This window comes from Nocardiopsis suaedae (assembly GCF_027706745.1).
In the GTDB taxonomy this organism is placed as follows: Bacteria; Actinomycetota; Actinomycetes; order Streptosporangiales; family Streptosporangiaceae; genus Nocardiopsis_A; species Nocardiopsis_A suaedae.
This window is the reverse complement of the sequence record NZ_JAQFWP010000009.1, coordinates 23,073-36,448: the sequence shown is the minus strand read 5'-3', so window position 1 is coordinate 36,448 and position 13,376 is coordinate 23,073. Positions and strand designations below refer to the sequence as shown.

Sequence of the window (13,376 nt, the reverse complement as noted above, 5' to 3'; positions counted from 1 at the left end):
GGCGTACAAGGGTTCCTCTACGGTGTCCATGTACGCCGTATAAGAGACGACCGCATGGAGGCCCACATGACACCCGAACCCGCGGCCGAGCGCGCCCGCATCCCCGCCGACTACCAGGGGGCCGAACCGGGCCGCTCGGCGGTGGGCCTGCTGACCTGGCGGGAGGCCCACCGCCGGCTGGCCGGGGCGCGCACGTACTGGGTGGCCACGTCGAGCGCCGACGGCCGCCCGCTCGCCCGGCCCTTCTGGGGGCTGTGGAGCGCGGACGGCTTCCTGTTCGCGACGCAGCCGGCCACGCGCACCGCCCGCAACCTGGAGGAGAACCCCAGGATGCAGGTCAACCTGGAGGACGGGGAGGAGGTGCTGGCCGTCGAGGGACGGGCCGAGCGGGTCGGCGGGGAGTCCTCCATCGACGAGTGGCTGGAGAAGTACGCGGCGCTCGGGGCGCGCCGCCCCGCCGAGGGTGAGGAGGTCGACCGCGTCGTCTACCGCATGCGGCCGCGGAGGGCGTACGGATGGACCCTCGCAGGCTTTCCCGGGGACCTCACCCGGTGGAACTTCGACGCCGAGAACGGGGGGTGAGCGCCCGCCGGCCTCGGCCACCTCCCACGCGCCGGAGCAGGGCGATTCCCCGGCCCCGCTCGCCGACCCGGGACACCGGCAGCCGGGTCAGCGGCAGGCGGGCGGGCCGACGGACGCGCAGTCGGCCAGGCGGCGGACGAGGTCGCGGACCACTGCGCGGTCCTCCGGAAGGAGGCGCTTGGCCTGGAGATAGATCAGGTAGGCGTCGTCGCCCACGTCCTCCCCGCCGTCGGTCTCCAGGTCCAGGAACTGCTGGGCGGCCAGTCTCTTCACCACCACCGGCGGGACCCGCAGGCCCGCCGCGAGCGCCCTGAGGCGGGCCGGTGCGGGCGCGGTCGCGTACCTGCCCTTCACCAGGCCGTTGAGCCACCGGTGGTCGAGCCGCTCCCCCGTCTCCGGGTCGACGGCGGCCTCGGCGAGCTGCCGGTAGCTCATCCGGTGGTGGTCGAGGGTGCGGCGAACGAAGTCGGACAGCGGCGAAGTGGGCTTCGTCACGTGCGGCCTCTCCAGGGGAGCGATGGGGCGGGCCGGGGCGTCCGGTACAGGTGCCCGTCCGAGCACGAAATCATGACAGACCAGGTCCGTACGGGTGCGATCCGGGAATGCCTACCGCCTGGTACGGACACCTCGCCGCCTCCGAGGCCCGGGCGCGGACCCGGACCCCTCTCGCGGCGCACGGGCGGGCTAAAACGGTGAATCCGCAGGTAGAGCGCGCGCCGTGCCGAGGTGGCGACCGGCGGGCGCGGCGCTCTCCGTCGCCCCGCCGTGCCGACACGGTGTCGCCTGGATGCGACGAAGGCGACACCGCGCGCCGCCCTCCCCGCCCGTCGCGGCGGGCCCGCACACGCGGCCGCGCGCGATACCGGAACGGACCGGTTCTCCGCCACCGTGTTCGGTGTTGACGGTTTAGGGAAGGCTGCCCTTATATTGCTCCGGCACGCCCCGTTCCCCCTGCCCATCGCGTCCTCCGCGCCCCTGGACCAGGCACGAGAGTCGAAGGAGCACCGTGACCGCCGAAAAGGCCGTCGGCCTCCCGCACCCGCCTCCGATTCGCGAACCGATCCCTGAGCCCTCGCGCGAATCGGTCTATGAATCCCTATTCGACTGCGTCGGCGACACCCCGGTCGTCGCCCTCCGGCGCCTCTTCCCCGGGCCCGGCCCCGAAGTGCTGGCCAAGCTGGAGCTGATGAACCCCGGCGGCAGCATGAAGGACCGCTCGGCCCGCCACATCGTGGAGGCCGGCCTGGCCGACGGGTCCCTCCGGCCCGGCGGCACCGTGGTCGAGAGCAGCTCCGGCAACTTCGGCATCGCCCTGGCGATGGCCGCGCTCGTCCACGGGCTGCGCTTCGTCTGCGTCGTCGACCCCAAGACCACCAGCGCCAACACGGCCCTGCTGCGCCGCCTGGGCGCCACCGTCGAGACCGTCACCGAGCCCGACGAGGCCGGGGGCTACCTGCACACCCGCATCCGCCGCGTCCGCGAGCTGACCGCCGAGATCCCCGGCGCCGTGTGGGTCAACCAGTACGCCAACGACCGCAACTGGCAGGCCTTCTACCACGGCACCGGCGCGGAGCTGGCCCGGCAGCTCGTCCGCCCGCCGTCGTACCTGTTCGCGCCGGTCAGCACCAGCGGCAGCATCCTGGGCTGCGCGCGCCGGCTGCGCGAGAGCTTCCCGGACCTGCGCGTTGTCGCGGTGGACGCGGTCGGCTCGGTGATCTTCGGCGGGGCGCCCGCCCCGAGGGAGATCCCCGGCATCGGCTCCAGCCGCGTCCCCGAGCTGCTGCGCCCCGAGGAGATCGACGAGGTCGTGCACGTGGACGACGTGGAGGCCGCCGAGAGCTGCCGCGAGCTGCTGGCCGCCGAAGGCGTCTTCGCGGGCGGGTCCAGCGGCGCCGTGGTCGCCGCGATCCGGCGCACGCTGCCCCGGCTCGGCCCCGGCGACCGGGTGCTCGCGATCTTCCCCGACCGCGGCGACCGCTACATCGACATGGTCTACGACGACGCGTGGCTGGAGCAGATGCGCGCCCGCCGCCGCGCCCCCGCCGTGCTCTAGCCGTCCGGGCGCCGTGTGGGCCCGTTCCCGCTCCGCGCCCGTACCCCGGAGGCCGGCGCCCGGCACCGTCCGGCACCGCCCGCCTCCACCGCCGTACCCGCACCACCGATTCCCGCCCCGGCCGGGCGCAGTGCCCGGCCGCACCCACCCCGGAGGACCCGCGCATGGACCCCAACGCCGCCCCCGCGGACAAGCCCGAGATCCTGTACCTGAGCCGGGGCGACGTCGCCTCGGTCGGGGGCGACCGCTCCGACCTGTACGTCCGCGCCCTCGACGAGGCGCTGCAGCAGCACGCGCTGGGGCGCACGGTCCAGCCGCTCAAGCCCTACCTGCGCACCCAGGGCAAGGCGGGGCACATCGCCGACCGCATCATCGCCATGCCCGCCCACGTCGGGGACCCGGGGATGTCGGGGCTGAAGTGGATCGGCAGCAAGCACGACAACCCCGCCCGCACCGGCCGGGAGCGGGCCAGCGCGGTGATCGTCCTCAACGACCCGGCCACCAACTACCCGGTGGCGATCATGGAGGGCGGCCTGATCAGCGCGTGGCGGACCGCGGCGGTCACCGCGCTGGCCGCCCGGCACCTGGCCCGGCCCGGTTTCACCGACGTCGCCCTGGTCGGCTGCGGCGTCATCGGGTCGACGCAGATCGCCGCCCTCCTGCAGCAGTTCGGCGGGATCGGGACCGTGCACCTGTACGACACCCGCGGCGACGCCGCCGAGGCGCTGGCCGCCCGCCTGGCCGCCGAGCACCCGAACCTGGGGGTGGTGGTCGCCGAGAGCGCCGAGCAGGCGGTGCGCGCCGGGGACGTGGTGGTGCCGTGCACGGTCACCGACAGCCCCTACATCGAGGCGGACTGGCTCAAGCCCGGGTCGTTCCTGGCGAACGTGTCGATCATGGACGTGCACAAGGAGGTCTTCCTCGCCGCGGACAAGGTGGTGGTGGACGACTGGGAGCAGAGCAACCGCGAGAAGAAGGTCATCAACCAGCTCGTGCTGGAGGGCCGGTTCTCCCGGGAGGCGCTGCACGCCGAGCTCGGCGAGATCCTGGCGGGCACCCGCCCGGGGCGGGAGGACGACGGGGAGCGCATCGTGCTCAACCCCATGGGCATGGCCGTGGAGGACATCGCGTGCGCCGCCGAAGTGTACCGCCGCGCCCTGGCCGCGGGCGCGGGCACCCGCCTGGACCTGTACTGAGGACGGTGCGGCCATGACCTGCCCCGACCCTGCGGAGCTGGTGCTGCGCGACCTGGTGGACACGGTGCTGCGGGAAGGGCCGGCCCCGGAGGCGGGGCCGGCCTCGGCGGCCGTGCCCCGGACGCTCCCGTCCCCGGACGCGTCCCCCGCCCCGCCCGTGCCCGGTGCCGACCTCGCCCCCGGTGAGGCCTGGTGCCGGCTGGGCGACCTCGCCTTCCGGGCCGTCGACGGCGGGGCCCTCCAGCGGCTCCGCCTCTCCCGTGGGCCCGTCTGGCACGTCGGCTCCCCCGGCGCGCCCCGCCCCCTCGCCCCCGACGAGGCCCTCCGCGCCCTCACCGACGGCCCCGCCGCCGACGGTGCCGCCGACGACCTGCGGGACGCCGTCGCCCACGCCGACGTCGTCCTGCGCGGTGCCCGTGCCCTGCCCGACCGCGCACCCCGCCCCGGCGGGCTGCTCGCCGGGGAGCGCCTGGCCGCCACCCGGAACCGCCCGTTCCATCCCACGGCGCGCGCGGTCTCCGGCTGGTCGGCCGCCGAGGTCGCCTGCTACGGCCCGATGCGCGCCGAGCCGCTCGGCGTCCACTGGGCGGCGGTCCGCCGCGACCACCTGCGCTTCGGCTCCGGCCCCGACTCCGCCGACCCGGCCGCCGCGCTGCTCGACGACGACGGCCGCGAGACGCTGCGCGCACTGGCCCGCAGCGCGGGCATCGACGACGACGCCTACACGGCGGTCCCGGTCCACCCCTGGCAGTGGGACCGCGTCCTGCCCACCGAGTTCGCCCGTGAGCTGGCCGACCGCACCATCGTCCCCCTCGGGCCGGACATCGGCCGCTTCCACCCGACCTCCTCCCTGCGCACCCTGGCCTCCGCCCCCGGGCCCGGCCCGCACCTGAAGCTCCCGGTCGGCGCGGCCACGCTGGCCGCCGCCCGGCTGCTGCCGCCCCGCTACCTGGACAACGGCGAGCGGGCGCAGTCCTGCATGGAGCACCTGCTGGGGGCCGACCCCGTGCTCGGCGCCCTGGTCGAGGTGTGCGACGAGCGGACCTGGTGCGGATGGTCGGCGCCCGGTGCCGACGACACCTTCGCCGACCGGCCCGGCCACCTGGCCGCCCAGGTGCGCCGCTACCCGCCCGGCCTGTTCGCCGATCCGGACGCGCTGGTGCTGCCCATGGGGGCCCTCGCCGCCCACGAGTGGGACGTGCTCGGCCCGGCCCTGGCCGCCGCCGGGTTCGACCCCGATGATCCGGTGGGCCTGTTCCGCCCCGTCGCCGAGGCGTTCTGCGCGATGGGCCTGGCCTTCCTGCGCCACGGCGTGCTGCCCGAGCTGCACGGGCAGAACACGGTGGCCGTCCTGGCCGACGGCGGGGTGCGCCGGTTCGTCCTGCGCGACCACGACACGCTGCGGCTGTGCCCGGAGCTGATGGCCGCCGCCGGGACGCCCGACCCGGGCTACCGGGTCAAGCCCGGCGCACCGCAGTCGCTGAGCCTGGACCGCCCCGAGGAACTGCTCGGCTACCTGCAGACGCTGGGCTTCCAGGTCAACCTGTACGGGATCGCCGACGCGCTGGCCCGCCACTCCGGCACCGACGAGCGTGTGCTCTGGGGCGCGCTGCGCACCTCCGTCGAGTCCTGCCTGGACCGGCTCGGCCTGCCGGGGCCGGTCGCCGCGCTGGTCGAGGAGCATGTGCTGCGCGCCCGGGAGTGGCCGCACCGCAGGGTGCTGGGGCCACTGCTGCGCCGTGGCCGCTCGACGGGCGTCAGCATGCCCGCCGACACCGGCCGGGTGCCCAACCCGCTGGTCCCGGCACCCGCGGTGGTGCGGTGATGGCGCCGCCCGTCCCCGAGACGGAGCGCCGGGCGTTCCGCACCTTGTGGTTCGGCCAGTTCGCCGCCGTCGCGGGGCTCACCGTCGTGGTGCCGCTCCTGCCCTTCTACCTGGCGTCCCTGGGGCTGGGGCCCGCCGAGGTGGCGTGGTGGACCGGCGTCTCGCTGGCCGCTCCGGCGGTCGCGCAGCTCGCCGCCGCCCCGCTGTGGGGGATGGTCGGCGACCGGTACGGCCACAAGGCCATGGTGGTGCGCGCGCACGCCGGGCTGGCCCTGGCCGTGGGGCTGATGGCGCTGGCCGACGGTCCGGCCTTCTTCCTGGCCTGCCGACTGCTGCAGGGCGCCTGCGGCGGTGTGGTGGGCGCCACCGCGACGTACGCGAGCACGCTGGCCGAGGACGGGCGCCGCGGCCGCGCCCTGGGGACCCTGTTCGGGGCCACCGGGGCGGGGTCGCTGGTGGGACCGCTGGTCGGCGGGGTGCTCGCCGGGCGGTTCGGGTTCGGCGCGCTGTTCGGGTGCGTGGCGGCGCTGCTGGTGGTGGCCGCCGCCCTGGCGGCGGTGCTGCTGCCGAACCGGCGGGCCGCGCGTCCGGCGGCCGGCGGCCCGGCGCGCCCGGGGCTGCGCGCGACGCTCGGGCGGATCGCCTCCGCCCCGTGCGGGCGGTCGCTGGTGGCGGCCGGGATGCTCGGCCAGGCGTCGGTGTTCGCGCTGGTCGTGGTGTTCGCGCCGCGGGTCGCCGAGCTGACCGGGTCGGTGGCGGCGGCGTCGGTGTGGGTGGGGGTGCTGCAGGCGGCCACGTGGGCGGCGTCCCTGGCCGGCGGGCCGTGGTGGGGCGCCCGCAACGACCGCGGACGGCCGGCGGTGAGCTTCGCCGTCGCGGCGGCGGGGTGCGGGGTGGCGGTGGCGCTGCAGGGGGTGCCCGCCTCGCCGGGTGCGCTGCTGCCGCTACGGGCCGCGCAGGGGTTCTGCTTCGCGGCGCTGGTGCAGTCGGTGCAGCACACGGTCTGCCGCGTGGTGCCCGAGCAGAGCCGGGGCGCGGCGCTGGGCACGGCGAACGGCCTGGTCGACACCGGCCAGGTGATCGGCCCGCTGCTGGGGGCGCTCCTGGCCGGGCTCCTGCCGGCGCCCGCGGCGTTCGCCGCGATCGGGGCGCTGCTGATCGCGGCGTCGGGCCTGGCGGCGTGGGGCGTGCGCGGCGACGCCCCGAAGCCCGTCCCCCAGCGCCTGGCGCCGTCCCGTCCGTGAGCGAGGTGGGAGATGACATCCAGACCTGTGACGCGAACACCCCGCCGGGCCGTCCCAGCGGTCGCCCCCGCCCCCGGACCGCCCTCCACCGCCCCCGCTACAGCTCCATGGAAGACGAGGTCAAGAGCCGGTGTACGGACGCCCGGCCGGACCGCCCGAGAGGTCGTCGGCCCTCACGGCCATCCCCCATCGGTCCGGCGGCCCTCGGCCGCCCGCCGGTGGGCGGGCCACCGGGCAAGGCCCCGACGGGACGACGGGACCGGCCCGAAGCCGTGACACCGACGCCGAACCCGCCGAACGGAGACGACACCCCTCCGGCACCGTCGGCGATCCCCACGGGTGTCCGCCGACGACCGACCGCCGACCGAACAGCACCAGAGGCACACGCCCCAGCGGCCTCCGCACCCCGAGGACGAGTCCGATGACGCCCATGACCACCGCCACCGCACACCGCACACGAACGCATGCCGATCCCCGCGCCGAGGCCGAGCGGGCCGCGGTGCAGCGGCTCCTCAACACCTACCTCCGTGAATCCGGGACCCCCCTCGTCCCGGACGGCGGCGACCGGGCGCGGATCGCCCTCCCCGTCGCGGACGCCTCCCTCGTCGTGCCCGTCGTCCACCGCTCCGTGTTCGGCCACCACGCCTACGGCGCACCCCTGCGGCTGGAGCCCTCGCGCGGCGCCTCCGCCCCCGTCCACCTCGACGACCTGGTCCGGCTGGTCCTCGACGAGGTGGAGGCGATCGCCGCCCGCGTGTTCGGCCCGGTCCCCGACGCCGACGACCGCAAGCGCACACTCGCCGAGCAGATCCGGAGCAGCGTCGACGCCACCACGCGGTACCTGGAGCACCACCGGAACACCGGCGTCGGCACCGGCACCGGCGCCACTACCGAAACCGGCGCACCCGGCGACCCGACCCGCGCCGCCGAGCAGTCCGTCCTCCTGGGCCACCCCTTCCATCCCACCCCCAAGAGCGTCCAGGGGTTCGGCGATGAACTCGCCTCCTACGCCCCCGAGCTGGGCGCCTCCTTCGTCCCGCACTGGTTCGCCGTGGACCGGAGCATCCTCCTGGAGCGCCGCACCGGCCCCGGTCAGTGGACCCCCGACCCGGTCGCCGCCGCGGCGCGGGAGGCCTTGGGCGGCGACGCCCCGGACGGCGCCCCCGCCCTGATCCCGGTCCACCCCTGGCAGGCCCACCACCTCGCGTCCCGCCCCGAGGCCGTGCGCCTGACCGCCGACGGCCTGCTCACCGATCTGGGCCCCCTCGGCGCGCGGGTCTACCCCACCTCCTCGGTGCGCACCGTCTGCGACCCGCGCTTCCCCACCTCCTGGAAGCTGCCGCTGCACGTGCGCATCACCAACTTCGTCCGCACCAACCCCGTGCCGCACCTGGTGCGCGCGGCCGACGCCGCGGCCGTGGTCGGAGCGCTCGCCCCGGAGTGGGACCACCCCGGTTTCGCCGCGCTCGCCGAGACCGGCTTCCGCACGCTCGACCCGGCCGCCGTCGGCGACGACCTCGCCGCCGACCTCGGCGTGCTCTACCGCGACAACCCCTTCACCGACGGGCGGCAGGCCCCCCAGGTGCTCGCCTCCCTCCTGGAGGAGCGCGACGGCGAGGAGCCCGGCCTCGTGCGCGAGGTGCGCCGCTGCTCCCCCGACCCCGGCGCACACCCCGGCGCCGACCACACCGCCGACTGGCTGCGCCGCTACCTCGCCGTGTCCCTGGTCCCACTGCTGGAGGTGTTCGAGCGCGACGGCGTGGCCTTCGAGGCGCACGCGCAGAACGCCCTGCTGGCCACCGACGGCGGCCGTCCCGCCGCCCTCCGGGTGCGGGACATGGAGGGCACCGCCGTCAGCCGGGACCGCCTGCGCCCCGGCACCGGCCTGGCCCCGGACAGCCCGCTGCTCTACGGCGACGACGAGGCCTGGCTGCGGCTGCGCTACTACGCGGTGACCAACCAGCTCGGCCATGTGGTCGCCGTGCTGGGGCGGCACACCGGCGCCGACGAGGCCGCGCTCTGGGGCACGGTCCGCCGCGTCCTGGCCGGCCGGCCCGGCGCCCGCGCCGCCGACCTGCTCTCCCGCCCCTCCCTGCCCGCCAAGGCGAACCTGGTCAGCCGGTTCGCCGGGCGGGGCGAGGATCCCCTGTACGTCGACGTCCCCAACCCCTTGTTCGAGGTGAACCGATGACCGCCCCGCCCGTTCCCGAACTCCCGGTCGCCGCCGCGCTGCGCGCCCCGGCCCACGACGCGGTCCGGTGGCGGGTGTTCCGCCAGCTGGTGGAGTCGCTGCTGTACGAGGACGCGGTGCGCACCGTCGACGCCGGCGGCGGCGCCGTCGCCGTCGAGGGCGCGGACGACCGCGGGGAGCCGGTGCGGTACGTGTTCACCGCCCGCCGCCGGTACGGCTTCGGCCGCGTGGCGCTCGGCCCCGACCCGGTCCGCCGGGAGGCCGGGGGCGCCTCCGCCGAGGCCGACTCGCCCGCCCGCTTCCTGGCCGAGGCCCGCCCGGCGCTGACGGCCGACCCCGACTGCCTGGCCCGCTTCGCCCGGGAGCTGGAGGCGACGCTGGTCAAGGACACGCTGGCGCAGTACGTGCGCGCCGGGCGGGGCGACGTCATGGCCCGGCACGACTACGACACCCTGGAGGGGACGGTCACCGACGGGCACCGGTACCACCCGGCCTACAAGTCCCGCATCGGATTCGACCTCGACGACCACGCCGCCTACGGCCCGGAGTTCCTGAACCCGGTCCGGCCGCTGTGGGTGGCCGCCCGCCGTGACGTCGCCCGGGTGTCGGCGGCGGCCGGGCTGGACGAGGACGCCTTCCTGGACGGGCAGCTCGGCGCGGACACCGCGGCCGCGTTCCGGGAGCGCCTGGCCGCCGACGGCCTGGACCCCGGCGACTACACGCCGGTCCCCGTCCACCCGTGGCAGTGGCGCGAGCACATCGCGCCGCTGTGGGCCGCCCAGCTGCGCCGACAGGAGGTCGTGCCGCTGGGCGAGGACCCGCACGCGTTCGCCGCCCAGCAGTCCATCCGCACCCTGAGCTGCCGGGACGCACCCGAGCGCCCGTACCTCAAGCTCGCGCTGTCCATCGTCAACACCTCGACGAGCCGGGTGCTGGCCCCGCACACGGTGGCCAACGCCCCCCTGGTGTCGGACTGGCTGCGCGGCATCGCCGCCGACGACGCGTACCTGCGCGACGAGTGCCGCACCATCGTGCTCGGCGAGGTGATGGGCGCCTCCGTCGACCCGGCCCCGGCGGCGGAGATGGTGCGCTCGGACACCTACGGCGCGCTCGCCTGCATCTGGCGCGAGAGCCTCCACCCGTTCCTGCGGGAGGGCGAGCGGGCGGTGCCGTTCACCGCGCTCACCGCCCGGGAGTTGGACAGCACCCCGATGGTCGACCCGTGGGTGCGGGCGCAGGGCGTGCGCCCGTGGGTGCGCGGGGTGGTGCGTGCGGGGGTGCTGCCGCTGCTGCACCTGCTGTTCCGGCACGGCATCGCGTGCGAGGCGCACGCCCAGAACATGGTGCTGGTGCACAGGGACGGGGTGCCCGAGCGGGTGGCGCTGAAGGACTTCCACGACGGGATCCGCTTCTCCCCCGGCCACCTGGCCCGCCCCGAGGACCGGCCCGACCTGGCCGCCCCGCCGCCCCACCACGTCAACGCCAACTCGTTCCTGGAGACCGACGACCCGGCCCAGGTCGCCGACTTCCTGCTGGACGCACTGTTCTTCGTCAACGTCGGCGAGCTGGCGCTGTTCCTCGACGACGCCTACGGGTTCGAAGAGGAGGAGTTCTGGTCGCTCGTCCGGGACGAGGTGCGCGCCTACCAGAAGCGGTTCGCGGGCCAGGAGGGCATGGAGGACCGCTTCACCCTGTTCGACGTCTTCAAGCCGACCCTGGAGGTGGAGAAGCTGACCACGCGACGGCTGCTGCCCGACACCGAGCTCCGCGTGCACGCGGTGCCCAACCCGCTGTCCGGGGCGGGGGTGGAGCGGTGCTGAAGCCCAACGCGGTCCGCTCTGCCCTGCGGGAGGGGCGGGAGGTGTACGGCCTGTTCTGCTCCATCCCGAACCCGGTGCTCGTGGAGATGATCGGCTGCGCCGGATACGACTTCGTCGTGCTGGACAGCGAGCACGCGCTCGTCGACCCCGAGGGCCTGGAGAACCTGGTGCGGGCGGCCGAGGCCGTCGGCGTCACCCCGTTCGTGCGGGTCCCCGAGAAGGACCCGGGGGCGATCCTCAAGGCGCTGGACGCGGGCGCCATGGGGGTCGTCGTCCCGCACGTGCGCACCCGCGCCGACGCCGACGCGGCGGTCCGCGCGGCCCGGTACGCGCCCGAGGGCATGCGCAGCCTCAACGGCGGGCGCGTTCCCGGGTTCGGCCTGATCGACCTGGCCGAGTACGTGCGGTGCGCTAACGAGGAGGTGATGGTGGTCCCGATGATCGAGGACGCCGAAGGGGTCGACGCCCTGCCGGAGATCCTGGCCGGGGGCGGCATCGATCTCGTCCTGGAGGGCGCCGCCGACCTGTCGCAGTCCTACGGGGTGACCTGGCGGACGCGCGACCCGGTGGTGGTGGACGCGCTGCGGCGGATCCACGCGGCATGCGTGGAGCACGGGGTTCCGTACTGCGCCCTGCCGCGCACGCCGGAGGACCACAAGGCGTGGCGCGAGGCCGGGGTGAAGGCCTTCGTGCTGGGCGAGGAGCGGGGGTTGGCCTTCCGCGCCCTGCGCGGGCACCTGGACGCGCACCGCGACGCCGGCCCGGCCGGGTCGGACGGGGTGGCCGGGGTGGCCGGGAAGGGCGGTGAGGCCCGGTGAGCGCCGTGACGCCTTCTCCCCCTGCCGCCCCCGCTGAACCCTCTGTCGCCTCTGCGCCCGGCGGCGCGCTCGCCGAGGTGATCGCCGACCGCGCCGCGGGGCCCGACCCGGTCTGCCTGTTCGGCTACGACCTGGACGCCCTCGCCCGCCATGCCCAGCGGGTGGTGGCCCCGCTGCCCGAGCGGTGCCGGATGTTCTACGCGATGAAGGCCAACAGCGCCGCCCCGGTGCTGCGGACCCTGGCCCCCGTCGTGGCCGGGTTCGAGGTGGCCTCCGGCGGCGAGGTGGCCAAGGCGCGGGCGGTCGGCCCCGGCATCCCGGTGATCTTCGGCGGACCGGCGAAGACGCCGGAGGAGATCGCCGAGGCCCTGCGGCAGGGCGTCACCCGGCTGCACGCGGAGAGCGTGCTGGAGCTGCACCGCATCTCCCGGGCGGCGGTGGCGGCCGGTACCGACGCCGAGGTGCTGCTGCGGGTGAACCTCGCCGGGCCGTTCCCGTCGGCGACGCTGGCGATGGCGGGGCGCCCCACCCAGTTCGGCATCGACGAGGCGGACCTGCCGGACGCGGTGGCCGCCGCCGTGGCGCTCCCGGGCGTCCGGCTCGCCGGGTTCCACCTGCACTCGATCTCCAACAACCTCTCTGCCGAGGCGCACCTGGACGTGCTGCGCATGTACCGGGACAAGGCGGCGGCGTGGGAGCGGGAGTTCGGCGTGCGGTGCGAGGTGCTCAACGTCGGCGGCGGCATCGGGGTCGACTACGTCGACCTCGACGCGCGGTTCGACTGGGAGGGCTTCACGCGCGGGCTGGCCGATCTGGTGGAGACGTTCCCGGACCACGTGCGGGAGATCGACTTCGAGTGCGGCCGGTTCCTGACCGCCGAGTGCGGCCGGTACGCGGTGGAGGTGCTGGACGTGAAGCGGAACCACGGCACGTGGTACGCGCTGGTGCGGGGCGGCACGCACCAGTTCCGGCTGCCCGCGTCGTGGCAGCACAGCCACCCGTTCACGGTGTTCCCGGTGGAGGAGTGGGAATCGGGCCTCCCGCGGCCGGAGGTGTCAGGGGAGCCGGTCACGGTGGTGGGCGAGCTGTGCACCCCGAAGGACGTCCTGGCCCGGGAGGTGCGGGTGCCCCGCGTCCGGGCGGGCGACGTCCTGGTGTTCAGCCACGCGGGCGCCTACGGCTGGGAGATCTCGCACCACGACTTCCTGTCGCACCCGCACCCGGAACAGGTGTTCCTGGGCGACGGAGGGGGGTGAAGGCGAGTCCGGGCTCTTATCCCCCGGAGCACGGACCGGCTACGGGGCGGCCCTTTGGGCAGCGCTGTCGAGCGCGGCGCGTGTGGGCGGTCGCCGGGGATTGCGGCGACGGCCAGAGCCGGGCGGTTCCCCGCCCCTGCCTGCCGGGTGGTGGGCTCCTCGCGGTCCGGGCGGGCGGCGCGGTCGGGTGGGCGGGGGGTCGCCCGCGCTCGTGGCGGCCACACGGGCCCGCGCGGGGCCCGGTACTCCCGCCGGACAGTGCATTTCGGGCAGTTCGGGTAGTGGAGGTGGGCCCCGGCCCGCCTCCGTCGGCGGCCCCTACGAGGGGCACGGTCCGCGCGTGCGTCCCCTGGCGCGCGGGCCGGCCGCCGGGTGCGAGGAGGGTGCGGCA

Annotated in this window: 10 protein-coding genes; 9 read left to right on the top strand and 1 reads right to left on the bottom strand. The window is 75.9% G+C overall.

Features of this window, described 5'->3' with window-relative positions:
• The first annotated feature begins 66 nt into the window (after positions 1–66).
• Positions 67–582 carry a pyridoxamine 5'-phosphate oxidase family protein gene (locus O4U47_RS06825; protein ID WP_270676748.1) on the top strand — a complete coding sequence of 172 codons (516 nt, stop codon included), beginning with the start codon at positions 67–69 and terminating at the stop codon, positions 580–582.
• A gap of 87 nt (positions 583–669) precedes the next feature.
• On the opposite strand, the gene O4U47_RS06820 is transcribed toward O4U47_RS06825, so the two are convergent.
• A complete protein-coding gene (locus O4U47_RS06820) occupies positions 670–1,077 on the bottom strand; it encodes a hypothetical protein (RefSeq protein ID WP_270676747.1) in 408 nt (135 codons plus the stop codon).
• Between the two features lie 511 nt (positions 1,078–1,588).
• Between O4U47_RS06820 and sbnA the strand changes: the two genes are divergently transcribed.
• The 8 genes from sbnA (at position 1,589) to O4U47_RS06780 (ending at position 12,985) form a co-directional block, all read left to right on the top strand.
• Complete coding sequence (gene sbnA / locus O4U47_RS06815) at positions 1,589–2,635, top strand: 2,3-diaminopropionate biosynthesis protein SbnA (protein WP_270676746.1); 1,047 nt, start codon at positions 1,589–1,591, stop codon at positions 2,633–2,635.
• 164 nt (positions 2,636–2,799) lie between these two features.
• Positions 2,800–3,831: a 2,3-diaminopropionate biosynthesis protein SbnB gene (sbnB, locus tag O4U47_RS06810; RefSeq protein WP_270676745.1), complete on the top strand. Its 1,032-nt coding sequence runs from the start codon at positions 2,800–2,802 to the stop codon at positions 3,829–3,831.
• Positions 3,832–3,844: 13 nt separating this feature from the next.
• Entirely contained in the window at positions 3,845–5,656 is a 1,812-nt protein-coding gene (locus O4U47_RS06805) for an IucA/IucC family protein (RefSeq protein ID WP_270676744.1), read from the top strand.
• Positions 5,656–6,900 carry an MFS transporter gene (locus O4U47_RS06800; protein ID WP_270676743.1) on the top strand — a complete coding sequence of 415 codons (1,245 nt, stop codon included), beginning with the start codon at positions 5,656–5,658 and terminating at the stop codon, positions 6,898–6,900. The genes O4U47_RS06805 and O4U47_RS06800 overlap by 1 nt, the downstream gene beginning before the upstream one ends.
• Positions 6,901–7,321: 421 nt before the next feature.
• On the top strand, positions 7,322–9,091 hold the full coding sequence (locus O4U47_RS06795) for an IucA/IucC family protein (protein WP_270676742.1): 1,770 nt from the start codon (positions 7,322–7,324) through the stop codon (positions 9,089–9,091).
• Complete coding sequence (locus tag O4U47_RS06790) at positions 9,088–10,911, top strand: IucA/IucC family protein (RefSeq protein ID WP_270676741.1); 1,824 nt, start codon at positions 9,088–9,090, stop codon at positions 10,909–10,911. The genes O4U47_RS06795 and O4U47_RS06790 overlap by 4 nt, the downstream gene beginning before the upstream one ends.
• Positions 10,905–11,729 (top strand): HpcH/HpaI aldolase family protein, encoded by an 825-nt coding sequence (locus tag O4U47_RS06785; RefSeq protein WP_270676740.1) that lies wholly within the window; start codon positions 10,905–10,907, stop codon positions 11,727–11,729. The genes O4U47_RS06790 and O4U47_RS06785 overlap by 7 nt, the downstream gene beginning before the upstream one ends.
• A complete protein-coding gene (locus O4U47_RS06780; protein ID WP_270676739.1) occupies positions 11,726–12,985 on the top strand; it encodes a type III PLP-dependent enzyme in 1,260 nt (419 codons plus the stop codon). Before O4U47_RS06785 ends, O4U47_RS06780 begins: the two co-directional genes overlap by 4 nt.
• The last annotated feature ends 391 nt before the right edge of the window (positions 12,986–13,376 follow it).